Annotated in this window: 11 protein-coding genes; 9 read left to right on the forward strand and 2 right to left on the reverse strand. The window is 71.3% G+C overall.

The features are described 5' to 3' along the window. Window positions 1-136 precede the first annotated feature (136 nt). Window positions 137-1,447, reverse strand: coding sequence for an AMP-binding protein (locus tag ACWC1K_RS32785; RefSeq protein WP_450836561.1), 1,311 nt, complete (start codon window positions 1,445-1,447; stop codon window positions 137-139). 142 nt (window positions 1,448-1,589) lie between these two features. Further along, window positions 1,590-2,840 carry a helix-turn-helix domain-containing protein gene (locus ACWC1K_RS32790; RefSeq protein ID WP_450836562.1) on the reverse strand — a complete coding sequence of 417 codons (1,251 nt, stop codon included), beginning with the start codon at window positions 2,838-2,840 and terminating at the stop codon, window positions 1,590-1,592. A 553-nt stretch (window positions 2,841-3,393) separates the two neighbouring features. Between ACWC1K_RS32790 and ACWC1K_RS32795 the strand changes: the two genes are divergently transcribed. From ACWC1K_RS32795 to ACWC1K_RS32835, 9 genes are all read left to right on the forward strand, one after another. Continuing rightward, window positions 3,394-3,615, forward strand: coding sequence for an MbtH family protein (locus ACWC1K_RS32795; protein ID WP_450836563.1), 222 nt, complete (start codon window positions 3,394-3,396; stop codon window positions 3,613-3,615). A gap of 73 nt (window positions 3,616-3,688) precedes the next feature. Next, the gene (locus tag ACWC1K_RS32800; RefSeq protein WP_450836564.1) at window positions 3,689-4,984 is read left to right on the forward strand and encodes an MFS transporter; all 1,296 of its coding nucleotides are present in this window, start codon (window positions 3,689-3,691) and stop codon (window positions 4,982-4,984) included. Between the two features lie 84 nt (window positions 4,985-5,068). Further along, complete coding sequence (locus tag ACWC1K_RS32805; protein WP_450836565.1) at window positions 5,069-10,783, forward strand: amino acid adenylation domain-containing protein; 5,715 nt, start codon at window positions 5,069-5,071, stop codon at window positions 10,781-10,783. A gap of 23 nt (window positions 10,784-10,806) precedes the next feature. Beyond that, on the forward strand, window positions 10,807-18,396 hold the full coding sequence (locus ACWC1K_RS32810) for an amino acid adenylation domain-containing protein (RefSeq protein WP_450836566.1): 7,590 nt from the start codon (window positions 10,807-10,809) through the stop codon (window positions 18,394-18,396). Next, a complete protein-coding gene (locus ACWC1K_RS32815; RefSeq protein WP_450836567.1) occupies window positions 18,389-18,979 on the forward strand; it encodes a DUF6817 domain-containing protein in 591 nt (196 codons plus the stop codon). The genes ACWC1K_RS32810 and ACWC1K_RS32815 overlap by 8 nt, the downstream gene beginning before the upstream one ends. Then, window positions 18,955-22,104, forward strand: coding sequence for a non-ribosomal peptide synthetase (locus ACWC1K_RS32820; protein ID WP_450836568.1), 3,150 nt, complete (start codon window positions 18,955-18,957; stop codon window positions 22,102-22,104). Before ACWC1K_RS32815 ends, ACWC1K_RS32820 begins: the two co-directional genes overlap by 25 nt. Beyond that, window positions 22,098-23,117 carry a TauD/TfdA family dioxygenase gene (locus ACWC1K_RS32825; protein WP_450836569.1) on the forward strand — a complete coding sequence of 340 codons (1,020 nt, stop codon included), beginning with the start codon at window positions 22,098-22,100 and terminating at the stop codon, window positions 23,115-23,117. The genes ACWC1K_RS32820 and ACWC1K_RS32825 overlap by 7 nt, the downstream gene beginning before the upstream one ends. Then, a complete protein-coding gene (locus ACWC1K_RS32830) occupies window positions 23,114-24,400 on the forward strand; it encodes a phenylacetate--CoA ligase family protein (RefSeq protein WP_450836570.1) in 1,287 nt (428 codons plus the stop codon). Before ACWC1K_RS32825 ends, ACWC1K_RS32830 begins: the two co-directional genes overlap by 4 nt. Next, window positions 24,397-25,629, forward strand: a complete 1,233-nt coding sequence (locus tag ACWC1K_RS32835; RefSeq protein ID WP_450836571.1) for an aminotransferase class V-fold PLP-dependent enzyme — start codon at window positions 24,397-24,399, stop codon at window positions 25,627-25,629. The genes ACWC1K_RS32830 and ACWC1K_RS32835 overlap by 4 nt, the downstream gene beginning before the upstream one ends. The last annotated feature ends 25 nt before the right edge of the window (window positions 25,630-25,654 follow it).

Here is a 25,654-nt window from a genome sequence, read left to right on the forward strand (position 1 = left end):
GGTGTAGTGGTGCGGGCTGGCGGGGGGCTGGGTGGTGGTGGGGGGTTCTGTGTTTTTGGTGGTGGGGGGGGTGTGTGTGGTGTGTTGGGGGGTGTGGGGGTTTTTTGTGCGTGTGGTGGTGGGTGGTGGGGGTGGGTCAGGTGGTTGTTGTGGGTGGTTCGGTGAGTTGGAGTGTGCCGTTGGGCAGGCGTCGTCCGGTTATTCCGGAGTGCAGTAGTGGTGTGTGCTGGGGGGTCGGTGGGGTGTGTCGGGGGTGGTGGAGGGTGTCGAAGGGGAGTGCGGGGCCGGTGGCGCATACTTCGCCTGTCTGTCCGTCCGTGAGGGGCTGGTTTTGGTGGTCTATCACGCTTACTTGTATGTGGGGTCCGGGAGTGCCGGGTGTGTCTGTGCGGGTTGTCGTGGCGTGGGTTTGTGTGAATTCGTGGGATGTCCAGGGCAGGGCGCCGTCGGCGGGGGCGAAGTCGGCTCGCAGCCGGGTGCCGGGCAGTGCTGTGAAGTGCCGGGTCACGAGGTCGTGGGGCACGGGCTGGCCGATGAGTTGTACGAGCCGTGGTCGGACGGGGAGGACGTCCACGAGGGCGTCGTACTCTTCGGGGCTGAACACGGCGGCGGAGGGTGTCCCGTTGTGGTGTGCGGGGGTTCTTGTGCCGGGGAGTGTGCGCAGTGATGCTGCGCCGGCGAACGCCCACCACATCGCGGACAGCGCCGGCCGGCCGGCGGGCGGGCCGGCCACGAAGACCCGGTGCGGAGCGGGGCCCGCTGTGCGGATCCGCTCGGCGACGGCGAGTCGCCAGGCGTAGTGGTCGACCAGGTATCCGGTGAACCTGTGCCGGCGGCCGTTGCGGACGAGCAGGTAGGCGGCTTCCCTGGGGTGTGAGAGGGGGAGTGCGGGTTCCGGCCGCTGAGCGGTGATCCGGCGGCGGGTCTCGTCGTCGTCGAGCGGGAAGGCGGTGTGCCGCCGTGGCCAGGCGTCCCGGGTGGAACGGCTGCACAGGATGGTCGAGGCGCCGCTGACCGCGGCGATGCCGCGGAGTTCCGTGCGGCCGAGACCGTGGGTGGCGGGCACACAGACGCCTCCCGCCTTCAGGACGGCCAACTGCGCTATGAGCGCCTGCCGGTGGTCGTCGCAGTGGATGATCACGGGATCGCCGAGCTGGACTCCCCTGTGCACCAGGACCGATGCCAGCCGTGCGGCCCATGACTCGGCCTGGGCGAAACGCAGTTCGCCTCGGGCGTCCTGGACGGCCACAGCGTCCGGGTGGCGCTGGGCCACCTGGGTGAACAGGGCGTCCAGGGTGGTTGGTGCCGGCGAGGGCGGGGGCGTCCGTTGGCCGGCTGCGGTGCGCGCACCGGGACGCGCGGGGCGTGCCGGGGGGAGGGCGGTTGCGGCATGAGGTGTACGCGCGGTGTGCGGACGGCGGGTGGCCGGGGCGGGATCGGTGATCACTGTGCTTCCTCCAGCTCAGGAATGAACCCGCCTCTGTCCTCCTTCGCTGAAGTCCCTGGTGCATGCCCGTCCCGCCGCGCAGCGGAAAGCGGGGCGGGCGGACTGCGGGGGCGGGGACCAGGTGGGGGCTGTGAGGCGGGGACTATGAATGGACTGCCCCGGGGCCTGACTTCGCCGACTGGACGAAGGCCAGGGTTTCCGCGAGGTTCTTCCAGATCTGCGCGGCGAGATCCATGTTGGACGCCTCGTGCGCCTGGTCGGCCAGCGCCTCGATGGCGCGCACCCCGGCCTCCACCTGCCCGGAGATGATGTCGAGCAGATGGATCAGTACCTCGAACCGGATCATGTCGCGGAACTCGAGCTTCTTTGCGTCAGGGCGGATCTCCTCGCACAGGGTGCGCGCCGCGTCGAGTTCCCCTGCCTGGAAATGTGCGTGGGCGCGGATCGTGCGGAACTCCAGGTGCTGCCTGGCGTCCCCGACCAGGGCGAGTGCGGGCTCGGTCTCCTTGAGGATCTGCTGGGCGTCGGAGAGCCGGCAGGGGTGCATCTGCAGGTAGAGCGACGCGGCGGCGAAGCGCAGCCGCATCCACAGCCGGAGGTCGTCGGCGCTGCTGCTCAGTGCCAGTGCCTCGGCCAGCCGGTCCGCGGCGGCCGGGTGGTTGCCCTGCCGGACGTACACGCTGGCCGCGGTCCACAGCGCTTCGACGCGCAGGGCCCGCGTGGTGTGCTTCGAGAGCACCTCCAGGTCCGCCACGTACCGCAGTGCGTCGTGCAGCCGGCTCTCCTCGGCCTCCGTGGAGATCAGCACCATGAGCGCGCGTACCGTGTCGGCTCTGGGCACGTCATGTCCGATCGCGGTGGAGTAGGCGTCGTCGGCACAGGCGTTGGCCGCCTTCATGTCACCGAGTGAGCGGTGGAGGCGGGAGACCAGGACCAGGGAGCGGACACGCAGCTCGGGGATGCCGCACTCCTCGGCGGTCTGGAGCAGCTCCTGCGCCAGGGGCAGTTGGGCCTCGTGCGTGGTGCCCTGCGACCGGATGCCGGCCAGCGACCACAGGGCCAGCCACCGCAACGGCAGGGACAGACCGGTCTGGTGGTGTGTCAGGCGTTCCAGCAACTCGCCCGCCTGGCCGTCGCCGTCAGCGGTGACCGCTCTGACCAGGTCCGCGACCGGTGCCTCGTGCGCGGCCGGCGGGCCGTCGAAGGCGGACGGGGACACACCGAGCCGTTCGGCGAGATAGCTGATGATCTTGGGGGTGGGCGGTCGCGCACCGGACTCCAGGCGGGATAGGTAGCCGGCGGAGATCTCGTCACCGGCCAACTGCGCCTGGGACATGCCTCGTTCCTGCCTCAGTGTTCGCAGTCGCTTGCCGAAGTCTGACCGATCGGACACCGCTCCATCCTTCCTTGCCAATGGGTATGGGGGCGGGGAGAGCCGTTGGTCGCGGCTCTCTCCACCCCCATGTCACCGACAGTTTGGCAGTTGCCGGATCAGTTGTCAATTTTTGGTAAACACCCTGGGGTCGGGTTGGCAACTTTCCGGCATGTCCGTCGCGGGACCTCGGGGGGACCGGCGGTCACGGCCAGTCGATCGCGGGACCTCCGGAGCCTGCCTGTGAGGCCGTCCAGGTCGGGCTTGGCTTCCCTGTCCCGGTCATGCCGTAACCAACGGCGAAGATGACCGCGACCAGACCGAGAACGGCGCAGAGTCGGTGTAAACATCGCATGCCAGGGGATCCCCTCGTGAAGCGCGGAGAGAGCGTCGCTGCCGTGGTGTCCGAGTCGGACGTGACGTCACGCTAGCGGTCAGGCACAACATTTGACAAGGGTTGCCAAAAGTCTGTGCGTCATGGAAAGGTGATGCCATCGATGTGACAACGTGAGTCCCGTGAAGCGGTCTGCTGTGGCACGCCGCTGGGACGATCGGGCATGGGAGGAGTGAACCGATGGTGAACGCGTTGGACGATCCCGGGGGCCGTCTGGTCGTGGTGGTGAATGGCGAAGGGCAGCACGCGCTCTGGCCGGACCACTGCACCGTGCCCGCCGGCTGGACTGTCGTGCACGGCCCGGCGGACCGGCCGACGTGCGTCGCCTACGTCGACGCGCACTGGACGGACATGAGGCCGCTGAGCCTGCGCCTTTCCGCGGGACGTCCACCTGTGGAGTGACGGCCACCAGCCATGCTGCCCACTCCTCCTCTCCCTCCCCCCATCTCGCTCCCGCCGACACCGGAGGTCTGCCGTGGAGGCACCCCAACCGCCCGGCTCCCTCTTCCGGAACAGGCCGTTCGCCGTGTTCTGGTCGAGCCAGTCGATCTCTTTCCTGGGCACACAGATCACCTATGTGGCACTGCCCCTCACCGCGGTCGTCGTCCTGCACGCGTCACCGATGGAGGCCGGCCTGCTGAGCGCCCTGGAGACGCTCCCCTTCCTGCTGTTCGGACTCTTCGTCGGTGTCCTGGTGGACCGGCGGGCCCGGCGGCCCATCCTGATCACGGCGAACGCGATCAGGTTCGCCGCGCTCGCCTGGATCCCCACCGCCTACGTGCTCGACGTGCTGACGGTCCCCCAGCTTCTCGTCGTGACCTTCCTCGTGGGCGTCATGACCGTCTTCTTCGAGATCGCCTACATGTCCTATCTCCCCGGACTGGTCGGCCGCGAGCGATTGATGGAGGCCAACGGCAAGCTGCAGGCCTCCGCCTCGACCGCCGAGGTCGCGGGCCCGGGCATCGCCGGGGGACTGATCGGCGTGATGAGCGCCCCCCTGGTGATCGCCATCGACGCCGTGAGCTATCTGCTCTCGGCTCTCGCCCTGACCAGGCTGCCTGCGGACACCGCGCCCCCGGCCGACCGGGACGCCCAGGGCAAGCAGTCGGTCCGGGCTTCACTGCGCGAGGGATTCGCCGTCGTCGGCCGCAACCCCCTGCTCCGCTGGTGCACCGCCGCGGTCTTTTTTCTCAGCCTGTTCTTCAGCTCGGTCATGGCCGTCTACTTCCTCTACCTCATCCGCGAGGTGCGACTCGCTTCGACGGCGGTGGGACTGATCGTGGCCGTCGGCAGCGTCGGCGGGCTCGTCGGTGCCCTGCTGTCCGAGCGGTTGAACGCCCGGCTGGGCATCGGCGCGACCCTGGCGGCCGCCGTGGCCCTGCCCGGCGTCGGCTTTCTCCTGCTGGCCGCCGTGCACGGGAATTCCCTCGGTTCCGCCGCGCTGGCCGGCCTCGCCACCTTCATCGGGTTCTTCGGCATTCCCGTGTGGGACGTGACCGTGATCAGCTTCCGTCAGTCGATCACCCCCGACCATCTGCAGGGCCGGGTGAACGCGACCGTGCGCTCCCTGTCCTGGGGAACCCTGTCGCTGGGCTCCCTGATGGGCGGTGCCCTGGCCGGCGTCTGGGGCCTGCGCGAGACGGTCGTCGTCTCGGCGGTCGGACTGTTCGTGCCCTCCCTGGTCGTACTCCTCTCCCCGGTGCGCGCGATGCGGCACCTGCCCGAGCAGGTGGACGGGCCGGCGCAGCCGAGCCCGGTCAGCTCCTCCTGAGACATCCCGTCCGGCGAGCAGGCCCGATCCGAAACCCCGGCTCCGTCCCCGGTGAGCCATGCCCTTTCGAAGGAGAAGCCCGACGTGGCGGACATCGCACACGAGCGGTACCGGTCCGACGAAGCGCCCTCGTCGCCCGTATGCCCCACCGACCGCCTGCGGTCCTCGACGCGCGGTGAACCGCGCGGTTCGGTGAGGATCGCACTCGGCGACCCGGTTGCACGGCGTGTGGACCGGGTCGCGACCGCCCACGACACCGACCGGTTCACGACGCTGACGGCCGTGTTCGTCCTGCTGGCCGGCCGTTACGAGGGAGCGGCCGACGTCAGCGTCGGCGTGTCGCCCAGGGCTCTTGCGAACGCCCCGCTGCTGCTGCGCTCCCGCTGGGAGCCCACGCGGGCCTTCGGGGAGTTCCTCACCGGAGTCCGGGACGGCCTGCGGGACGCCGCCGAGCGCCCGGACCAGCGAGACGACTGTGCCGGGACGGCGCGGTCGCGGCTGATGACGGCGATGCGCGACGCCTACCCCGCCACCTTGCCCCCCGGCCTCGACGTCGGCCTCGCCCTGCTCTGGGACGGGCCGTCACCGGACGGCACCCTGCGCGGCACGATCGAGTACGACACAGCCCTCTTCGACCGGGCAGCGGCGCAACGGTTCGCGGACCACTTCACGGCCCTGCTGGAGTCCGCCCTCGACTCGCCCACGTCGCCCCTGTACCGGCTCGTGCACACGTCCGCCGAGGAGCGGGCGCTGCTCGCCGCGTGGGGAACACAACCGGTACGGACGGCCGCCATCAGCGTGGTCGAGGCATTACGCGAGCGGTCCCGGGCCGCCCCGGACGCCGTGGCGTTGGTGTTCCGGGACGCGACCTTGACCTACGGAGAGCTCCATGCCCGGGCGGAGCGCCTGGCGGGGGCCCTCCTGGAACACGGGGTACGGGCGGAGAGCGCCGTCGGACTCGCCATGGAGCCCTCGGCTTCGCTGGTCGTCGCGATGCTGGCGGTGCTGATGGCCGGCGCCGCCTATGTGCCGCTCGATCCGGGGCATCCCGACGCACGGCTGGCCCACATGGTGGCGGACAGCCGGGCGCGCCTGGTGATCGCCGACCGCGACGTCTGCTTCGGAGGCGATGTGCCCGTGGTCCGGGTCGGCGAACTGCGGCCGCGGCCCGTCGCACCGGCGCCACTCCAGCCGCCGCATCCCGACCAGCAGGCCTGCGTGCTCTACACCTCCGGCTCGACCGGCCTCCCCAAGGGCGTCACCATCACCCACCGCGGGATCGTGCGCCTGGTCCGCGACACCGACTACCTCGGCTGGGACTCCTTCGATGTGGTCGGCCAGGTCGCCAACACCTCGTTCGACGCGGCCACCTTCGAGATCTGGGGGGCGCTGCTGAACGGCGCCCGGCTGGTGGGCGTCCCCAAGGACGACGTCCTCTCGCCCCCGGCGCTCCGCCTGCGCATCGAGGCCGACGGGATCACCTCGATGCTGCTCACCACCGCCCTGTTCCACAAGTGCGCCGACGCGGACCCGGCGATGTTCCGGCCGCTGCGCACGCTCTTCTTCGGCGGCGAGGCCGCGGACGCGCGGAGGGTGCGGGCGGTCCGGAACGCGGCCGAGGGCGTCCGGCTGGTGAACGCCTACGGCCCGACCGAGGGCACCACCATCGCGAGCTGCCACGACATCGGCACCCCGCACGCCGACGCGCGGGTGCCGATCGGCCGGCCGATCGCCGGAACCGACCTGTACGTCCTGGACCCCCAAGGCGGCCACGCCGGCATCGGTCTGCCCGGTGAGCTCCACATCGGCGGTCCGGGACTGGCCCGCGGATACACCGGACGCCCCGGCCTGACCGCGGAGCGGTTCGTGCCGTCCCCGTTCGGGAACGGGGAACGCCTCTACGGCACCGGGGACATCGTCCGCTGGCGAGAGGACGGCGTCCTCGAGTACCTCGGACGAGCCGACTCCCAGGTCAAGCTCCGCGGGGTCCGTATCGAGCCGGACGAGATCGCGAACGTGCTCCGTGCGTGTCCCGGCGTGCGCGAGGCGGTCGTAGCCCTGAAGGGAGAAGACGAGCGGCGGGCCCTGGCCGCCTATGTGGTCATGACCGGCGGGGTGCGGGCCGAGCCCCGGGTCCTGCGCTCGTTCCTGGCGCAGCGGCTTCCCGCGGCGATGGTCCCGACCTGGTACGTGCCCCTCGACGAGCTGCCGGTCACCCCGAACGGCAAGGCAGACCTCAAAGCGCTCCCCGAGCCGGACGAGCGGGACGGCGTGCGGTCCGGGAGCCGTGTCCCGCCGCGGGGCGCGAGCGAGAAGCTGGTCGCGAGGGTCTGGTCGCAGCTGCTGCGGGTGGCGGAGATCTCCGCGCACGACGACTTCTTCGTGCTCGGCGGGAACTCACTGCTCGCGGCCCAGGCGGTCACCCGCGTCGCCGCCGAACTCGGCACCGTGCTCGGCATCCGGGACATCTTCGAGGCGCCCTCCGTGTCGGCGTTCGCGCGGCGCGCCGCGGCGGCCCGTTCCACGCGCGCCGCATCACCCCTGCTCCCCGCCGGACCGGGCCCCAAGCCCCTCTCCTTCGCCCAGCAGCGCCTGTGGTTCCTCGACCGGCTCGACCCCGGCAGCCCGCTCTACAACGTGCCCCTGGCCGTGACGCTCACGGGGGCCCTCGACCTCACGGCCCTGCGCGGCGCCCTGCGGGAACTGGTGCGGCGCCACGCCTCACTGCGCACCCGGCTGGTGGGGACCGAGGCCGGCGATCCCGTCCAGGTGGTCGACGAGGCCCGTGCCGTCCCGCTGGAGAGCGAGGACCTCAGCCGTCTGCCGAAGGCCGCGCGGACCCGGACGGCGGCCGAGCGCGCCCGGGCCGAGTGCCTGCTCCCCTTCGACCTCTCGCAGGGCCCGCTCGTCCGCTTCCGCCTGCTGCGTCTGGACGAGCAGCACTCCGTCCTGCTGGTGACGATGCACCACGCCGTCTGCGACGGCTGGTCGGTGGGCGTGCTCCTGCGCGACCTGGTGGCGCTGTACCGGGCGCAGCTCGCCGGCACGGCCGAACCGCCGCCGGCGCTCCCGGTCCAGTACCCCGACTACGCCGTCTGGCAGCGGGCCCTCCTGGACGATCCCGGTCAGGACGGACGGCTCGGCTACTGGACCGACTGCCTGGCGGGCGCACCGCCCGTTCTCGACCTGCCCACCGACCGCCCTCGTCCCGCCTGCCCCCGGCATGCCGGCGACACGGTCCCGGTGCGGTTGTCGAGAGAACTGACCGCCCGGCTCGGTGAGGTGAGCCGACGCTTCGGGGCCACCCGCTTCATGACCCTGCTCGCCGTCTTCACGCTGCTGCTGGGCCGGTACGCGGGGGTCCGGGACGTCAGCGTCGGCACGCCGGTGTCCGGCCGGACCCGGCCGGAACTCGAAGACATGATCGGGTTCTTCGTGAACACGCTGGTGCTGCGCTCCCGCTGGGACGAGGAGCAGACGTTCGCCGAGTTCCTCGCGGTCGTCCGGGAGAGCGCGCTGAGCGCCTTCGAGCACCAGGACGTCCCCTTCGAACAGGTCGTGGAGGCCGTCCGGCCGCCCCGTGACCCCAGCTGGACGCCCCTGTTCCAGGTGATGATGGCGATGCAGAACGTGCCGGGAGACACCGTCGTCGTGCCGGGGCTGTCCATGACGGTGCACGAGTCCGTCAGCCCGGTGGCGAAGTTCGACCTCACCCTGGTGTGGGAGGAGTCCTCGCTGGAGTCGGGGGCTCTGCGCGGTGCGATCGAGTACGACGTCGACCTGTTCGACCGGGCGACCGTGGAACGGCTCGCGGGCCACCTCACGGCCCTGCTGGAGTCCGCTCTGGCCGCCCCCGAAGCACCGCTCCACGAGCTGTCCGTACTCGGCGCGGCCGAGCTGGAGGCTCTGGTGGCAGGCCCCCACCCGACGTCCGGGACGGCCACGGACACGCTGGTGCGGCTCCTGGCCGAGTCCTGCGCCCGCTGGGGCGAGCGCACCGCGGTCAGCCAGGACGGCCGGTCCCTCACCTACGCCGAACTGGACGCCCACTCCGACAGGATCTGCGCCCGTCTGCGCGCCCGCGACGTCCGGCCGGGCGACACCGTCGTCGTGCGCATGGCGCGCGGCGTCCTGTGGCCGGCCGCGCTGATCGGGGTCATGAAGGCCGGGGCCGCATACGTCCCGGTCGACGTCACCACCCCGCAGGACCGGTTCGAACAGGTGCTCGCGGACTCGGGCGCGGTCCTCGTGGTGGGCTCGTCGGCGACCGGCCGGCCCGCATGCGGTGACCTTCCCTTCGTCTTCGCCGAGGAGGCGCTGGACGCGGACGGACCCGACCCGGACACCGCCCCCTGCGCCACCGCCCCGGCGGCGACGGCCTACGTCCTGTACACCTCGGGGACCACCGGCACCCCGAAGGGGGTGTGCGTGAGCCAGTCCAACCTCGCCCACACCTTGCAGACGGTCGCGGACCGCTACGGCCTGCACCCCGACGACCGAGTGCTCCAGTTCGCCTCCACCGCCTTCGACGTGGCGGCGGAGGAGCTCTTCGCCACGCTCGTCCGGGGCGGCCACGTCGTCCTGTCCCCGGCGGGGCCGGTGCCCGGGATCGCGGAGCTGACCGAGCTGGTCCGACGGGAGCGGCTGAGCGTGCTCAATCTCCCGGCGTCGTACTGGCACGAATGGGCGGCCGAGCTCGACCGGTACCCGCCCGCCGCCTGCCCCACCCTCCGGCTCGTCGTGGTGGGCAGCGAGCGGGTCGACGCCGGACGGCTCGCGCAGTGGCAGGCCGCTGCGCCGACCGCAGTGCGCTGGCTGAACGCTTACGGCCCGACCGAGACCACCATCACGGCCACCCTGTACGAACCCGGCCCGGGGGAGTCGTACGGCGCCACGACCGTCCCCATCGGCAGGCCCCTGCCCGGTGTCCGCGCATACCTGCTCGACGAACGCCTCCGGCCGCTCCCGCACGGCGCCCACGGCGAGCTGTACCTGGCGGGCCCCGGGGTCTCCCTGGGCTACCTGGGAGACCCGGGGCGCACGGCGGCCTCGTTCCTGCCCGACCCCTGGGGACCTCCGGGCGAGCGCATGTACGCCACGGGCGACCGGGCGCGCGCGGCCGCCGACGGGACGCTGGAGTTCCTCGGCCGCGACGACCACCAGGTCAAGCTGCGTGGTTTCCGCATCGAGCTCGGCGAGATCGAGGCCGCCCTCAACGCACACCCGAGCGTCACGGACGCGGCGGCCCTCCTGCGCGAGGACGTTCCCGGCAGACCCGAGCTGGTCGGCTACGCCGCCCTCTGCGGCGCTGTCACGGAGGCCGAGTTGCGCGGGCATCTCGAGCGGAAGCTGCCGCAGTACATGGTGCCCGGCTCGATCGTCCTCATGGACGCGCTGCCGCGGGGCGAACGCGGCAAGACCGACCGGCGCGCCCTGCCGCCCCCCTCCCGAGCGGCCGCCCCCCCTGCCCGGGTCCCGCTCAGCGGCGCGCTGGAACGCCTGGTCGCCGCCGTGTGGAGCGAGGTCCTGGCGGTCGAGCAGGTGGGTGCCGAGGACAACTTCTTCGAGTGCGGCGGGCACTCGCTGCTCCTGCTGCGGGTGCAGGCCCGGCTGACGGAGCGGCTCGAACGGCAGATCCCCGTGGTGGACCTCTTCGCGTTCCCCACAGTCCGGAGCCTGGCCCGGCACCTCGCCGACGAGGGACGCAGCCCCGCCACGGCGGGTGACGCGGGACGCCGCCGGGCGGTCGCACGCAAGGCGCGTTCGCGCGCACAGGCACCGCGGAGGACCGCGCGGTGACTTCCGACATCTTGGAGACAGGAATGACGAACGACATCCTGGACGACGGCGCAACGCCCGCCGGCGCGGTCGCCGTCGTGGGCATGGCCCTGCGATGTCCTGGCGCGGAAACCCTGGACGCCTTCTGGCGGAACCTGAGCGACGGCGTCGAGTCGATCACCACGTTCACCGACGAGGAACTCCTCGCCGCAGGCGTCGCACCGGACGAGGCGGCCCGGCCGGACTATGTGCGCCGGCTCGGTGTGCTCGGCGACATGGAGGGCTTTGACGCGGCCTTCTTCGGCTTCTCCCGACGTGAGGCCGAGATGCTCGACCCGCAGCACCGGCTGCTCCTCGAGTGCGCCTGGGAGGCCCTGGAGCACGCGGGGTGCGCCCCGGGCACGACGGACAAGGTCACCGGCGTCTACGCGGGTGTCGGCGAAAGCGCCTATCTGCACCACAACCTGCTGCCGAACGGCGATCTCGTCGCACGGGTGGGTGAGTTCCAGACGTCCCTCGGCAACGACAAGGACTTCGTGCCGACGCGTATTTCTTTCAAGCTGGACCTGCGGGGGCCGAGCGTCAGCGTCCAGACGGGGTGCTCGACGTCCCTCGTCGCCGTGCACACCGCGTGCCAGTCCCTGAACAACGGCGAGTGCGACGTGGCGCTCGCCGGCGGCGCCACCGTGATCCCGCAGCGGCGGGGACACCTTCACGAGAAGGGCGGCATCAAGTCGTCCGACGGCCACTGCCGCGCGTTCGACGCCGCGGCGGACGGCACCGTGGCCGGCAGCGGCGCCGCCGTGGTGGCGCTCAAGCGGCTCGACGACGCCCTCGCCGACGGCGATGTGATCCACGCGGTGATCCGGGGGTCCGCCGTCAACAACGACGGCGCGCGCAAGGTCGGGTTCACCGCACCCAGCGTCGAGGGCCAGGCAGACGTGATCGCGGAGGCGCTCGCCGTCGCCGACGTCGACCCGTCCACGGTCTCGTACGTCGAGGCCCATGGCACCGGCACCCCGCTGGGCGACCCCGTCGAGGTGGCCGCGCTCAAGAGCGTCTTCGGCACGGGCCCCGCCGGCAGCTGCGCCCTCGGCTCGGTGAAGACGAACATCGGGCACCTGGACACGGCGGCCGGTGCGGTCGGCCTCATCAAGGTGGTTCTCTCGCTCCGCGCCAGGCAGCTTCCGCCGTCCCTGCACTTCACCGAGCCGAACCCGCAACTGGGACTGGACGACAGCCCCTTCTACGTCAACACGGCCCTGGTGCCGTGGGAGGGGGAGCGTCTGCGGGCCGGCGTCAGCTCGTTCGGCATCGGCGGCACCAACGCCCACGTCGTCCTGGAAGAGGCCCCCGCGCGTACGCCCGCCCCCACCGGCCGCACCCGGCACGTCCTGCCGGTCTCCGCCGCGACCCCCACCGCGTTCGCGACGGCCGTCAGCCGGCTCGCCGATCACCTCCGGGCGAACCCGCATGAGCGCATCGACGAGGTCGCGTACACCCTGCAGCGAGGCCGCCGCAGGCTCGCGCACCGAGGTTTCGTCGTCGCCGGCGGCGTCGGCGAGGCCGCCGAGGCGCTGGGCGCCGGCCTCCCGGCGCGGCACAGCGCGGCCGGCCCGTCGCAGGACCGCGAGGTGGTCCTCGGCTTCCCCGGACAGGGTGCCCAGCGTGTGGGCATGGGCCGGGCGGCCTACGAACAGGAGCCCGTCTTCCGGGCGGAAGCCGACCGTGCCGCGTCCCTGCTGTGGTCGCTGACCGACAAAGCCGTCGACGTACGGCCGGTGCTCGGTCTCGACGGCCCGGACTCCGGCGACGGGGCGACGGTCGACCAGACCTCCGTGGCGCAGCCGGCGCTGTTCGTCCTGGAGTACGCGCTCGCCCGGCTCTGGGAGTCCTGGGGTGTGCGCCCCGTTGCGATGGTCGGACACAGCCTTGGTGAACTGGTGGCCGCCTGCGTCGCCGGAGTGATGTCCCTGGAGGACTCGCTGCGTCTGGTTGCCGTGCGCGGCCGGCTCATGCAGTCCGCGCCGGCCGGCGTGATGACGGCTGTCCCGCTGCCGGAGAGCGAGGTGGCGGCGCTGCTCGACGGCGTGGACCTGGCCGCCGTCAACGGACCGCGCGAGTGTGTGGTCGCCGGCTCGGCCGATGCGATCACCGTCTTCGAGACGCGGCTCGCCGGTCGCGGCATCGTCTCCAAGCGGCTGCGCACCTCCCACGCGTTCCACTCGCGCCTCATGGACACGGCGGCGGCCGCGTTCGAGGAAGAGGCCGCCCGCGTGAGGCTCTCGCCGCCGCGCATCCCGTTCGTCTCGAACGTGACGGGCGACTGGATCACCGACGAGGAAGCCACCAGCCCCGCGTACTGGGCACGGCAGATCCGTGCCACGGTCCGCTTCGACGACGCCCTGACCGCCGTCCGCGACACCGGGGCGGTGCTCCTGGAGGCCGGTCCGGGTCAGGTGCTGACCCGGCTGGCCCGGGCCGCGGGCGTCGACGCGGTGGCGTGCCTGCCCGCCACGGCCGGGACCGACGGGCCGGAACTGCTGTCGGCCGTCGGCGAGCTGTGGTGCGAGGGCGTAGCGGTGGACTGGGAGGCGCCGGCCGGCGGGGCCCGGCCGCACCGCACGGTGGTGCCGTCCTATCCCTTCGAACGCGAGCGGTGCTGGATCGACCCGCCGCTCACCGCAGCCGCCGGCGGCTGCGGCTGTGCTACCGGGCAGAGCGCGGCGCAGGAGCCCGTGACGCGGGAGCCGGCGAAGACCGCCGCACCCGACTACCCGGATCCCATCGAGCGGGAGGTCGCCGCAGTCTTCGCCGACCTCCTCGGCGCCCCTGCCATCGGCCCCGAGGACAGCTTCTTCGAGCTGGGCGGGCACTCGCTGCTCGCCACCCAGCTCGTCTCCCGGGTACGTGTCCTCTTCGGCGTCGACGTCCCGCTGCGCACCTTCATCGAGTCGCCGACCATCCGCGGTCTGGCGCGTGAGCTGGCTGAGACGCGCGACGAGTGCGGGGACGGCGCCCCCACCGCGCTGCCGGTCGCCCTGGCCGACCCGGCCGCCGAGGCGGAGCCCTTCCCGCTGACCGATGTGCAGCAGGCCTACTGGATCGGCCGTACCGGAGTCTTCGACATCGGCAACGTCGGCATGCACGGCTACGAGGAATTCGAGGTCACCGGCCTCGACCTGCCCCGGCTCGAGCACGCGTTCCGGCGGCTCATCCGGCGGCACGGCATGCTCCGCGCGATCGTGCTGCCCAGCGGAGAGCAGCGGATCCTCACCGACGTGCCCGACTACGTCATCGTCACCCAGGACGTGCGCGGGCGGCCGGACGACGAGGCGCGCGAAGCCCTGGAGACCACCCGCGACGCCATGTCCCACCAGGTCTTCGCGCCCGAGCGATGGCCGCTGTTCGAGCTGCGCGCCACCCTGCTGGACGGCGACCGTACCCGCCTGCACTACAGCATCGACGGTCTGATCACCGACGCCCGCAGCTCGAACATGCTGCTCCACGAGCTCGCCGACCTGTACCGGGACCCGGACGTCGACCTGCCCGAGCTCCAGCTCTCCTTTCGCGACTACGTCCTGGCCGAGCAGAGCCTGGAGGAGACCGGCCTGTACCGCCGCGCGCAGGCGTACTGGTGCGAGCGGGTGCCGGACTTCGCCCCGGCCCCCGAGCTGCCGCTGGCCCGCGAGCCGCGCACCATCGACACGCCCCGCTTCAGCCGGGTGAGCGGAACGCTGGACGAGGAGCGCTGGAGCCGGCTCAAGGCGGTCGCCGCCCGCCGCGGCATCACCCCCACCGCGCTCACCCTCGCGGCCTACAGCGAGGCGATGGCGACCTGGGCCACGAACCGCAGGTTCACGCTCAACCTGCCCATGGCCAACCGGCTTCCGCTTCACCCGGGCGTGGATGCCGTCGTCGGCGACTTCACGTCGGTGACGCTGCTGGAGGTCGACACGGCCGGCACCGGCTCGTTCGGCGAGCGGGCGCGGGCGGTGCGGGACCAGCTGCTGACCGACATCGACCACCGTCTGTTCAGCGGTGTCCGCGTCCTGCGAGAGATCAAGAAGGTGCGTCCGGACGCGGCGATGCCGGCGGTGTTCACCAGTCTCTTCCTCGACCACGGCCAGGACACCGGCATCGGCCGGGAGGTGTTCAGCATCTCCCAGACGCCGCAGGTGTGGATCGACGCCCAGGTCTTCGAGTCGGAGGGCTCCCTGGCCCTGGACATCGACGCGGTCGACGAGCTCTTCCCCGACGGACTGGTCGCCGCGATCCACGGCGCCACCCTGGACCTGCTGCGGTGGCTGGCCGACGACGAGGCCCGGTGGGACCTGCCCCTGCCGTCGCTCCTGCCGACCGCGGACGCGGTGGCGCGGCAGGAGTACAACCGGACGGCGGGCCACCTGCCCTCGGGCCTGCTCCACGAGCCGTTCTTCGCCATGGCGGAGCGCGCTCCGGACCGTCCGGCCGTGATCACGCAGACCCGGACACTGAGCTACGGCGAGCTCGCCGGCCGGGCCCGGGTGATCGCCGCCCGGCTGACCGCGCTGGAGATCAGGCCGAACGATCTGGTCGCCGTGGTCATGGAGAAGGGCTGGGAACAGAGCGCCGCGGTGCTCGGCATCCTGGCCTCGGGTGCGGCGTACCTGCCGGTGGACGCGGAGCTGCCCGAGGAGCGGATCCGCTTCCTGCTCGCCCAGGGACAGGTCCGGGCCGTGCTGACCCAGTCGTGGATCGCCGGGCGGCTGACCGGGCCGCTGGGGCCGGACGGCACGGTGTTCCCCGTGGACACGCTGCCCTGCGACCCGGGCGCGCTGCCCGCCGCCCGGCCGGCCACTCACGCCGGCGACCTCGCCTACGTGATCTTCACCTCGGGCTCGACCGGTGTGCCCAAGGGCGTGATGATCAGCCACCGCGGCGCCCTCAACACGGTCGTCGACGTGAACGACCGCTTCGCGGTGGGGGAGAACGACCGGACGCTGGCCCTGTCGTCGCTGAGCTTCGACCTGTCGGTCTACGACATCTTCGCTCCCCTGGCCGTCGGCGGCGCCGTCGTCGTCCCGGACCCGGCCTCGCACCGTGACCCGGCGGTCTGGCTCGACCTGGCCGAACGGGCCGGGGTCACCGTGTGGAACTCCGTGCCGGCGCTGATGGAACTGCTCGTCGAGCACATGACGGTGGGCGGTGCGCACAGCGACGCGCTGCGGCTGGTGATGCTCAGCGGCGACTGGTTCCCCGTCACTCTGCCGGAGCGCATCCGGCGGGTCCTGGGAACGCCGGAGATCGTGAGCCTCGGCGGTGCCACGGAAGCGTCCATCTGGTCCATCCTCCACCCCGTGGGCGAGGTGCCGGCCCACTGGCCGTCGATCCCGTACGGCCGGCCGATGCGCAACCAGACGTTCCACGTCCTGGACGAGGCGTTGCGTCCGCGTCCGACCGGTGTCCCGGGGCAGCTCCACATCGGCGGGGCCGGCCTGGCGGAGGGCTATCTGCGCGACGAGGCGAAGACCGCTGCGAGTTTCGTGCGGCACCCCGTGACGGGCGAACGCCTGTACAGGACGGGCGATCTGGGGCGGTTCCTGCCCAGCGGCGAGATCGAGTTCCTCGGGCGCGAGGACTTCCAGGTCAAGCTCCAGGGGTACCGCATCGAGCTGGGGGAGATCGAGACGGCGCTGCTGCAGCATCCCGGCGTGCGCGGCGCGGTGGCCGTCGTCCACGGCCGCCCGCAGGGAGCCAAGCGGCTGATCGCGTTCGTCGTGCCCCAGGAGGGCGGGCGGGTCCCGTCGGACGTACGGGAGTTCCTCGCCGCGAAGCTGCCGGGCTACATGGTGCCCGAGACCGTCCTCGGGATCTCCGGGCTTCCGCTCACGGCCAACGGCAAGGTCGACCGGAAGGCCCTCGTGGTGCCGGACGAGCTGGACGAGCCGACGGTGTACGAGGCACCGGCCACGGAGGTCGAGAAGGTCGTCGCGGCGGTGTGGAAGAGCATGCTGAAGGTCGAACGGGTCGGCCGGCGCGACCACTTCTTCGAGCTCGGCGGCGACTCGCTGACCGCCATGCGCACGGTCGTGCGGCTGCGCAAGGCCCTCGACGTCGACATCCCCATCCGGGTGATCTTCGACAACCCGACGCTGGAGCGCATCGCGGCCGCGATCGACTCCGAGGACGGCGGCGGCACGTCCCGTTCGGTGTCCGGGCCCGTCCGCACGGACGACGGTGAGGCCCTGGTTCCGCTGACGGCCGCCCAGGCCCGCCTCTGGTTCCACGACCAGCTGGTCCCGGGCAGTACCACGTACAACCTGGTCCAGCCGTTCCGTCTCACCGGTCCGCTCGACGTGACCGCCCTGCGCGGTGCCTTCGACACGTTCGTCGACCGGCACGACGTGCTGTCGCTGTCGTTCGAAGCGGCCGCAGACGCCCCCCACCAGATGCCCGGCACCGGCAAGCCGTTGGACTTCCAGGTCATCGACGTGTGCGACGACCCGGAGAAGCTCGCTGTGGAGCGGGTGATCGCCGAGGAGGCACGCACCCCCTTCGACCTCGCGAGCGGACCCCACTTCCGGGTGCGGCTGCTGCGGGTCGCCCCGCAGGAGCACGTCCTGGTCGTCTCCGTGCACCACATCGTCTGGGACGCCTGGTCGACCTCGATCATGGTCCGTGAGATCAGCGCGCTCTACCGCGGCCAGAACGCGTCCGTCCTGCCCGAACCCGGTGTCCGTTACGCCGACGTCGCCCGGTGGGAGGCCGAGCAGGCCCGATCGGGGGCGTTCCGGGACCAGATCGACTTCTGGCGCCGCGAACTGGCCGCTCCGCTGCCCGTGCTGGCCCTTCCCACCGAGGGGACGGTCGAGGACTCCGAGGTCATCGAGGGGGCCCGCGCGCCGCTCGCGGTCGACCCCGTGGTGGCCGCCGGCTTCAGGGACGTGTGCACGGCCGAACGCGCGACCACGTTCATGGGGTACCTCGCCGCATGGCAGGTGCTGCTCCAGTGGTGGTGCCGCCAGCAGGACATCATCGTGGGCGTCCCGGCCGGCCACCGCGCCCACCCGCAGTTGGAGAGCACGATCGGGTTCCTGGTCAACAGCCTCGCCATCCGGACGCGGTTCACGGGCGACCCCACCTTCACGGACGTGCTCAGGGAGGTCCGTGAGAGGGCGCTGGAGGCCTACGCGAACCAGGACGTGCCCTTCGACCACGTTGTCCAGGCCATCAGGCCAGAACGCCGCTCGGGCGAATCGGCACCGGTGTACCGCACCTGGTTCCTGTTGGAGGACGTCCCGCTGCCCGACTGGGACCTCCCCGGCGTACGCGCCGAGGAGATCGACGCGGAATTCCTTCTGTCGGTGCACGACATCAAGCTCACGCTCGTAGCCGACGAGAAAGGGGGAATGACGGGCGGAATCGACTACCGTGTCGGCCTTTTCTCCGATTCCACCGTCCGCCGTCTGACGCGCTGCCTGAGCGAGCTGGTGAAACTCCTGTCCAACGAACCGGACACGAGGCTCAGCCTTGTCAACCGCACTCTGGAAAACCTGTGGGAAGGCAAGGAAGAGACACGGAAGAAGCGGTCATGGAACGACATCCGGTCGCAGCGGCGACCGCAGGACAATCGAGGAATGCTGAATGCTTGACGCCGAACGATATCGAAGCGACCTGGTGCGGCTGGGCCTGCACAAGATCGCGCACCAGGACGAGACCCTCCTGGACCACATGTTCCGGGCCTGCACCATCCTCCAGGACATGAAGGCCGGGGAGCACGTGTGCCTCGCCGGACTGTTCCACGGCGTCTACGGCACGGAGGGGCTGCACAACGACAATGTCGAGTCCATTCCGGACGAAAGGCGGGTCGAGGTCCGAGCGGTCGTCGGACCGCGAGTGGAGCAGATGATCCACACCTTCTCCGTCATGAACTACGCGTCGCTCGGCAAGAGCTTCCGTAACATCATGCGCCCGAAAGGGGAGCCGGCCCTGAAGGACCGGCGGACCGGCGAGGACATTCCGCTGGACCGGGATGAATTCGAAGACCTCCTCCGCATGAAACTCGGCGACGTCCTGGCGCACATGCCGCAGCAGGTCAGCCATTCCCATCTCAACCTCCCGGCCGAGTACGCGGGTTTCTGGCAGATCGCTGCCGAATACCTCGGTCCGGACGCAGTCAACACATGGAACACGTTCACGAAGGGGCAGCTGTGGATCGAGCCGGAGCAGAACTGAAGTCCCAGGCCTGGGAAGGCTTCCGTCTGTCGAAGCAGCAGGCGCACGTCCTGACGCTCGTGGCCGGCGGACGGGCCGGCCGTACGGTGGCCCGGGCGGGCCTCGCCACCCCGCTCGACCGCGAGGTGCTGGAACGCGCGGTGCACGACGTGGTGTCGGCGCACGAGAGCCTGCGCACCGTCTACCGCAAAGTGCTCGGTGAGAACAGCACCGTGCTGATGGTGATCGAGGACCGTCCGCGGTTCCACCTGTCGGAACGTTCCGGCGACGAGGCCGCGCTGAGCGCTCTGGTACAGGAGGAAACGCGTGCGCAGACGACCGAGGAGGACGCGGACCCCCTGCGCCTGACCCTCTTCACCCACACCGACGGGCAGCAGTCACTCGTGGTGTCGGCGCCGCGGATGAGCATGGACGCCCTCTCGGCCGAGGTCTTCCTCCGGGACCTGCGGCAGGCCTGCGCCGCGCGGCTGCACGGCACCCCGTGGAGCCGTGACGGCATCGTCCAGTACGCCGACTACGCCCAGTGGCAGCTCGAGGAGGGGGAGGCCAGCCCGCGCCAGAAGGAGCTCGCGGCCGACCGCGCGGCCCGGCTGACCGAGCTGCCCCCGCTGAACCTGCCGCTCGAACTCCTCTCCGACGACACGGCCCTCGCCGACCTGCGGTGGACGGTCCCCGGGCCCCTGGCACAGCGGCTGCGAAGCCTCGGTGACGACTGCGACGGCGGTCTGCGCAGCGTTCTGCTGACCGGCTGGCTCGTCGCCCTGTGGCACGCCGCCGGACGGCCGGAGCGCCTTGCGGTCGACGCGCTGCTCACCCGTCGGCCGTTCCCGGAGCTTCGGACATCGATCGGCCTGTTCGAGACGCCCGCGCCGGTGTTCGCCGCGGTCTCCGACGAGACGACGCTGACCGATCTGCTGCGATCGGTGGACCTGGAGCTCGACACCTTCGAGCAGGCGGACGAGAGCTCCCTGGACCCGGCCGGCCAACACGCCGCCGCCATACCCGGGTTCGCCTTCCACGACGTCACCGCGTTCGGCCCGCCGCAGGAGCCGGCCGTGCGCGACCTGTGGATCGAACCGTCCGACGACGCCCACAAGGTCGCACTCGCGGCGCAGGTCCTGGACGGGGAGATCCGCCTCACCCTGCGCCACCAGGCCCTCGGCATGGCGAAGGGCGGTGCCGAGGCGCTGCTTGCCTGCCTGCGCGCCGCCCTGTCGGCGCTGGGCGGCGATCTGGGGGCCGCCGTGCCCGACCTGGCCATGCTGGACGAGGACGCCGCGCGGGAACTCGTCGCGGCCACCCATCCTGCGCAGCCGCCGAAGCCACCCGCGGAGCACTGGCACCGCCAGGTCGAGCGGACCGCGCGGTTCGCCCCCGACGCCACAGCCCTCAGGACGGCCACCCGCTCCTGGACGTACCGCCAACTCGACGAGGCCGCAGGCCGGCTGGCCAACGAGCTGTCCGGGCGCGGTGTGCGCGCCGGCGAACTGGTCGGTCTCTGCCTCGAACGCTCCGACCTGGCAGTCGTCGCCATGCTGGCGATCGCCAAGGCCGGGGCCGGGTATGTGCCCATCGACCCGAGCCTGCCCGTCAAGCGCCGGTCCGCGGTCATCGAGGCGGTCGGTCTCTCCCACGCCGTGGCGACCGCTGAAACGGTCCGGACCCTTCCGGAGGACTGCGACACCGTCCTCCTGGACGCGGACCTGACGGTGTGCGCCCACCGCGCGAGCGACTCCCCCCACGTGGCGACCACCGACGACGACCCCGCCTACGTGATCTTCACCTCGGGTTCCACCGGCGCGCCGAAGGGCGTGGTGGTCGGTCACGGGCACCTGGCTGCCTACCTCGACGGTGTACTCGACCGGCTGGAACTGACCGGCCCGATCGACTCGGTCGCCCTGAGCACCCTGGGCACCGACCTCGGCAACACAGCGCTGTTCCCGCCACTGGTCACCGGGGGCGAGCTCCTGGTCGTCGCGCCAGAGGTCTCCGCGGACGCGCAGGCACTCGCCGAGCTGCTCTCCCACGAGAGCTACGACCTTCTCAAGATCACCCCCTCGCACCTGGAGGCCGTCTTCACCGTGGCCGAGGCACCGGAGCGGCTGATGCCGCACCAGGCCCTGGTCGCGGGCGGCGAGCCGTTCGGCTGGGGCTGGTACAACCTGTTCAAGGACTACCTGGGCGACTGCAGGCTCTACAACCACTACGGCCCGACCGAGACGACCGTCGGCGTGCTCTGCGGGCAGGCCACCTCCTCCGACGAGCTGACCGCCCTGGCCTCCAGCGTCCCGCTGGGCACCCCGATGCGGCACGCCCGCGCCTACGTCCTGGACTCCAGGCGCCGGCCGCTGCCGGCCGGTGTGCCCGGCGAACTCTGGATCGGTGGATCGTCCGTGTCGCACGGCTACCTGTCCGCAACCGACGACCAGCGGGACCGCTTCCTCACCGATCCGTTCAGCCCGGACCCGTCGGGGCGCATGTACCGCACGGGTGACAAGGCACGCCTCCTGCCCGACCACACCGTCGAGTTCCTCGGCCGCGTCGACCGTCAGATCAAACTGCGCGGCTTCCGGGTGGAGCTGGGCGAGATCGAGGCGGTCATGCGCCAGCACCCCCGCGTGACGGGCAGTCTGGTCGTGGAGGCCGGTGAGAGCACAGGCGCCCACCTCGTGGGATACCTCATCGACGCCGAGGGCGGCCGCGGCAGCGCGGAGTGGCTCCGCGAGTTCCTGGCCGAGCGACTCCCGGACTTCATGCTGCCCGCCCACCTGGTGGCACTGGACGCCTTCCCCCTGACCAGCACCGGGAAGGTCGACGCCTCGATGCTTCCCGAACCAGGCTTCTACACCCAGGGATCCGCCGCCTACGTCGCACCCCGGACCGAGACCGAGAGGCGGGTCGCCGACACCGTCGCGCAGCTCCTGCTGCTGCGTCAGGTGGGTGCCGACGACGACTTCTTCGAGATCGGTGGGCATTCGCTGCTCGCGACTCAGCTGATCGCCAGGCTGCGGGACGACTTCAAGGTGAGTTTCAAGCTGCGCAACCTCTTCGAGTTCCCCGTCGTGTCGGAACTCGCCGAGTTCATCGACCAGCTCCTCGAGAAGAAGGCAGCAGACGCGTGTTGACCCAGACGACAGGTAACGGCGCCGAAGGGCGCTTCACACGGACCCGGAAGTCCGTCGCGGTCAGCAGCGAGGCGCTGGTCCGCGTCGCTGCGCTCGTCGACGGGGCGCGGGCGGTGTCCGTCACACCGACTCTCACCGGCCTCGACGCACGAGAGTGGCTGGCGGGCTCGGGGAACGCCCTGGCCCGGCTGCGTGACGAGCACGGCGCCGTCCTGCTGCGCGGCTTCGCGCCGCTGGACGCCACAGGCCTGGCCGAACTCGCCACCGGGCTCGACGGCGGGCTGCGCGACTACGACAACCGCTCCACGCCTCGTCGGCGGGTCGACGGCAACGTCTTCACGTCGACGGAGTACCCGGCCGACCAGACCATCCCCCAGCACAACGAGATGTCGTACACGGACTCCTGGCCGGCCACCCTGTTCCTCACCTGCGTCGTCCCGGCGGCCACGGGTGGCCAGACGCCCATCGCGGACAGTGCCCGCGTCCACGCCCGGCTGCCCCGGGCCACGCGTGAGCGCTTCGAGCGGCACGGCGTGATGTACGTGCGCAACTTCGGCCACGGCATGGACCTGAGCTGGCAGGAGGCGTTCCAGACCGAGGACCGCGCCCAAGTCGACGCCTACTGCCGGCGGCACGGCATCCAAGCGGAGTGGCTGGGCGGCGAGCGGCTGCGCACCCGGCACGTCGTGCAGGCCACCGTGAAGGCGAGGGCGACCGGGGAAACGGTCTGGTTCAACCAGGCGAACCTGTTCCATGTGAGTTCGCTTCCCGAGCACGTCGAGCGCGAGCTGCGCGAGAGCTTCGCCGAGGACGAACTGCCCCGCAACGCTCTCTACGGTGACGGCACGCCCCTGGACCCGGAGGATCTGGCGCAGATCCGCTCGGCCTATGCGGCGGAGGAGATCGCCCTGCCCTGGCAGGCCGGCGACATCATGATCGTCGACAACGAGCAGTTCTCGCACGGCAGGAACCCCTACACCGGGTCCCGCACCGTCCTGGTGGCCATGGCATGAACGACTCGACGACGTTCGAAGCCGTGCGGGAAGAGATCGCCTACGCGTTCGGCAACACCGTCTTCTTCCGCACACACATGGAAGCCAGCGGTCTGCGGCCGGAGGACATCCGGAGCCTGGCGGACTTCCGGCGGCTGCCGCCCACCTCCAAGTCCCACTACCGGCGCAACTTTCCCGCGGGTGTACTGGCCAAGGGCTACACCCTCAACTCCCCGCATGTCATGCGATTCCAGAGCTCCGGAACCTCCGGCGAGCGGCTGAACAGCGCCATCCTGTCCTACGACCTGGCAAGGAGGCAGGCGACCGCGCTCGGCGTGAACCGCCGCTTCGACGAGCTGTGGCGTCCCGGCAGCCGGCCCAGGATCTGCCGCTTCGCTCCGCCGAACTGCTCGGACGTGGAGTGCGCGACGGGATTCTCCACCATGGAGGACCGGATCCTCGCAGACGGCACCCTGGTGCTGACCGTGGCCCACGACCTCCTGGCCACACCGGAGTGGCAGATCGTCAAGGCCCTCGACGAACTCGAGCTCTACGAACCCGATCTGCTGGTGGTGGACCCGACGCACTTCGCCTTCCTGACCCGGTGGGCGCGGCGGCTGGGCCGCAAGATCACCTCACCGCGCCGGCTGCACATGGTGTGCGGATACACCCTCATGACACGGGTGGCGCGGCGCCAGATCGAGGACTTCATGGGCCCGGACCTGCCGATCGGCGACATGATCGGCATGTCCGAGCTCGGCTACCTCGGATTCGAGTGCCACCTCGGGATGCGGCACATCAACGACCAGGACTTCCACGTGGAGTTCATCCGCGACGGCGAGCCCGTCGCGGACGGCGAGACGGGCGAGCTGTACGTCACCACCAAGGACGACGCCCTCGTCCCCCGCATCCGGTACGCCACGGGGGACCACTTCACGCCCGTGGGCAGCCCCTGCGGCTGCGGCAGCGAGCTGCCGCTGGTGCGGATCGAGGGCCGCGCCACCCACATGATCCAGCTGGCGGACGGCCGTGTCGTCACGCCGGGCGCCGTCGACGCCGCGGTCGGCGACGCCCCCGGCATCGAGGTCTACAAGCTGGAACAGGACCGCACCGGAGCGTGCACCTTCCGGTACATCCCCGACACCAAGGCGCCGACCGACGGCATCGCCGCGCTCGCCCACCGCCTGACCGAGGCCCTGACACCGAATCCGGTGCGCATCGAGGCCGTCGACTACATCGCCAGCGAGCGCAGCGGCAAGTTCCAGCCCTGCGTCTCCGAGATATCCGCGGAAGGTGTGCGATGACCGTGCCAGACAACCTCCGGGAGGACTTCCCGGCCCTGCGGCGGAAGATCGACGGGCAGACGATCTCCTACCTGGACAACGCGGCCACGACCTTGAAGCCACGGCCCGTCATCGAGGCGATCACCGAGTACTACGAGACCAACGGCGCGAACATCCACCGCGGCAAGCACCGGCTGTCCGAGGAGGCCTCCGACGCGTACGAAGCCTCCCGGGTGGCGATCGCCGCTCACCTCGGCGCCGCCGCGAACGAGGTGGTGCTGACCCGGAACACGAGCGAGGCCCTGAACCTGGTCGCCCAGGGACTGGACCTGGAGCCGGACGCCTACATCGTGGGGTGCATGGACGCGCACCACTCGCAGATGCTGCCGTGGCGGCGGGCCGGCCGCCTCGCGCTGACCCGGGTCGACGACCACGGCAGACTCGACCGCGACCACTTCCGCGAACTGCTGCGCGGCCGGCCGAACGTGGTCGCGCTCACGCACTGCTCCAACGTCACCGGTGTCGTCCACCCGGTGGCGGAGCTGATCGCCGAGATCCGTTCGGCCACCGACGCGGTCATCGTCCTCGACGCCGCGCAGTCCCTGCCCCATGAACGCATCAACGTGCACGAACTCGACGTCGACTTCCTGGCCTTCTCGATGCACAAGATGCTCGGCCCCACCGGGGTCGGCGTCCTCTTCGGCCGCAGCCGGCTCCTCGCCGGACTGCGCCCCCTGTCGGTCGGCGGGGGCATGGTCGACTGGGTCGATCTGGACAGCAGCGTGGACCGGCGCACGCCCTTCAAGTTCGAAGCCGGGACGCCGGCCATCGCCTCCGTCATCGGATCCGGCGCAGCAATCCGCTACCTGGAGTCACTGGACGCCCCCGCGCTCCGGCGGCGCGAGCGCGAACTCGCCTCGGCCCTGGTCGGCGGGGCGCTCACCCGCCCGGGGGTACGTCTGGTCGGGCCGCCGGACCTCACCGACCGGATCGCACTCGTGAGCCTGCGCCTGGAGCAGGGCGTCCCCACCGGCGAAGTCGCCCGCATGCTGAGCGATTCCTACGGCTTCATGGTGCGCAGCGGCCACATGTGCTCGCAGCCGCTGGTCACCGACCTGGCCGGCGGGGAGATCCTCCGCGTCTCCGCGTACCTCTACAACGAGGTCCTGGAGATCGAAGCCCTCTACGAGGCGCTGGACGAACTGCTCAGCTGGATAGGCCCGGCCGCGCCCGTCGCCACGCGCCGCTGAAACCACCGATCGACAGAAGGTGTTC

The sequence above is a fragment of the Streptomyces sp. NPDC001492 genome, assembly GCF_053597275.1.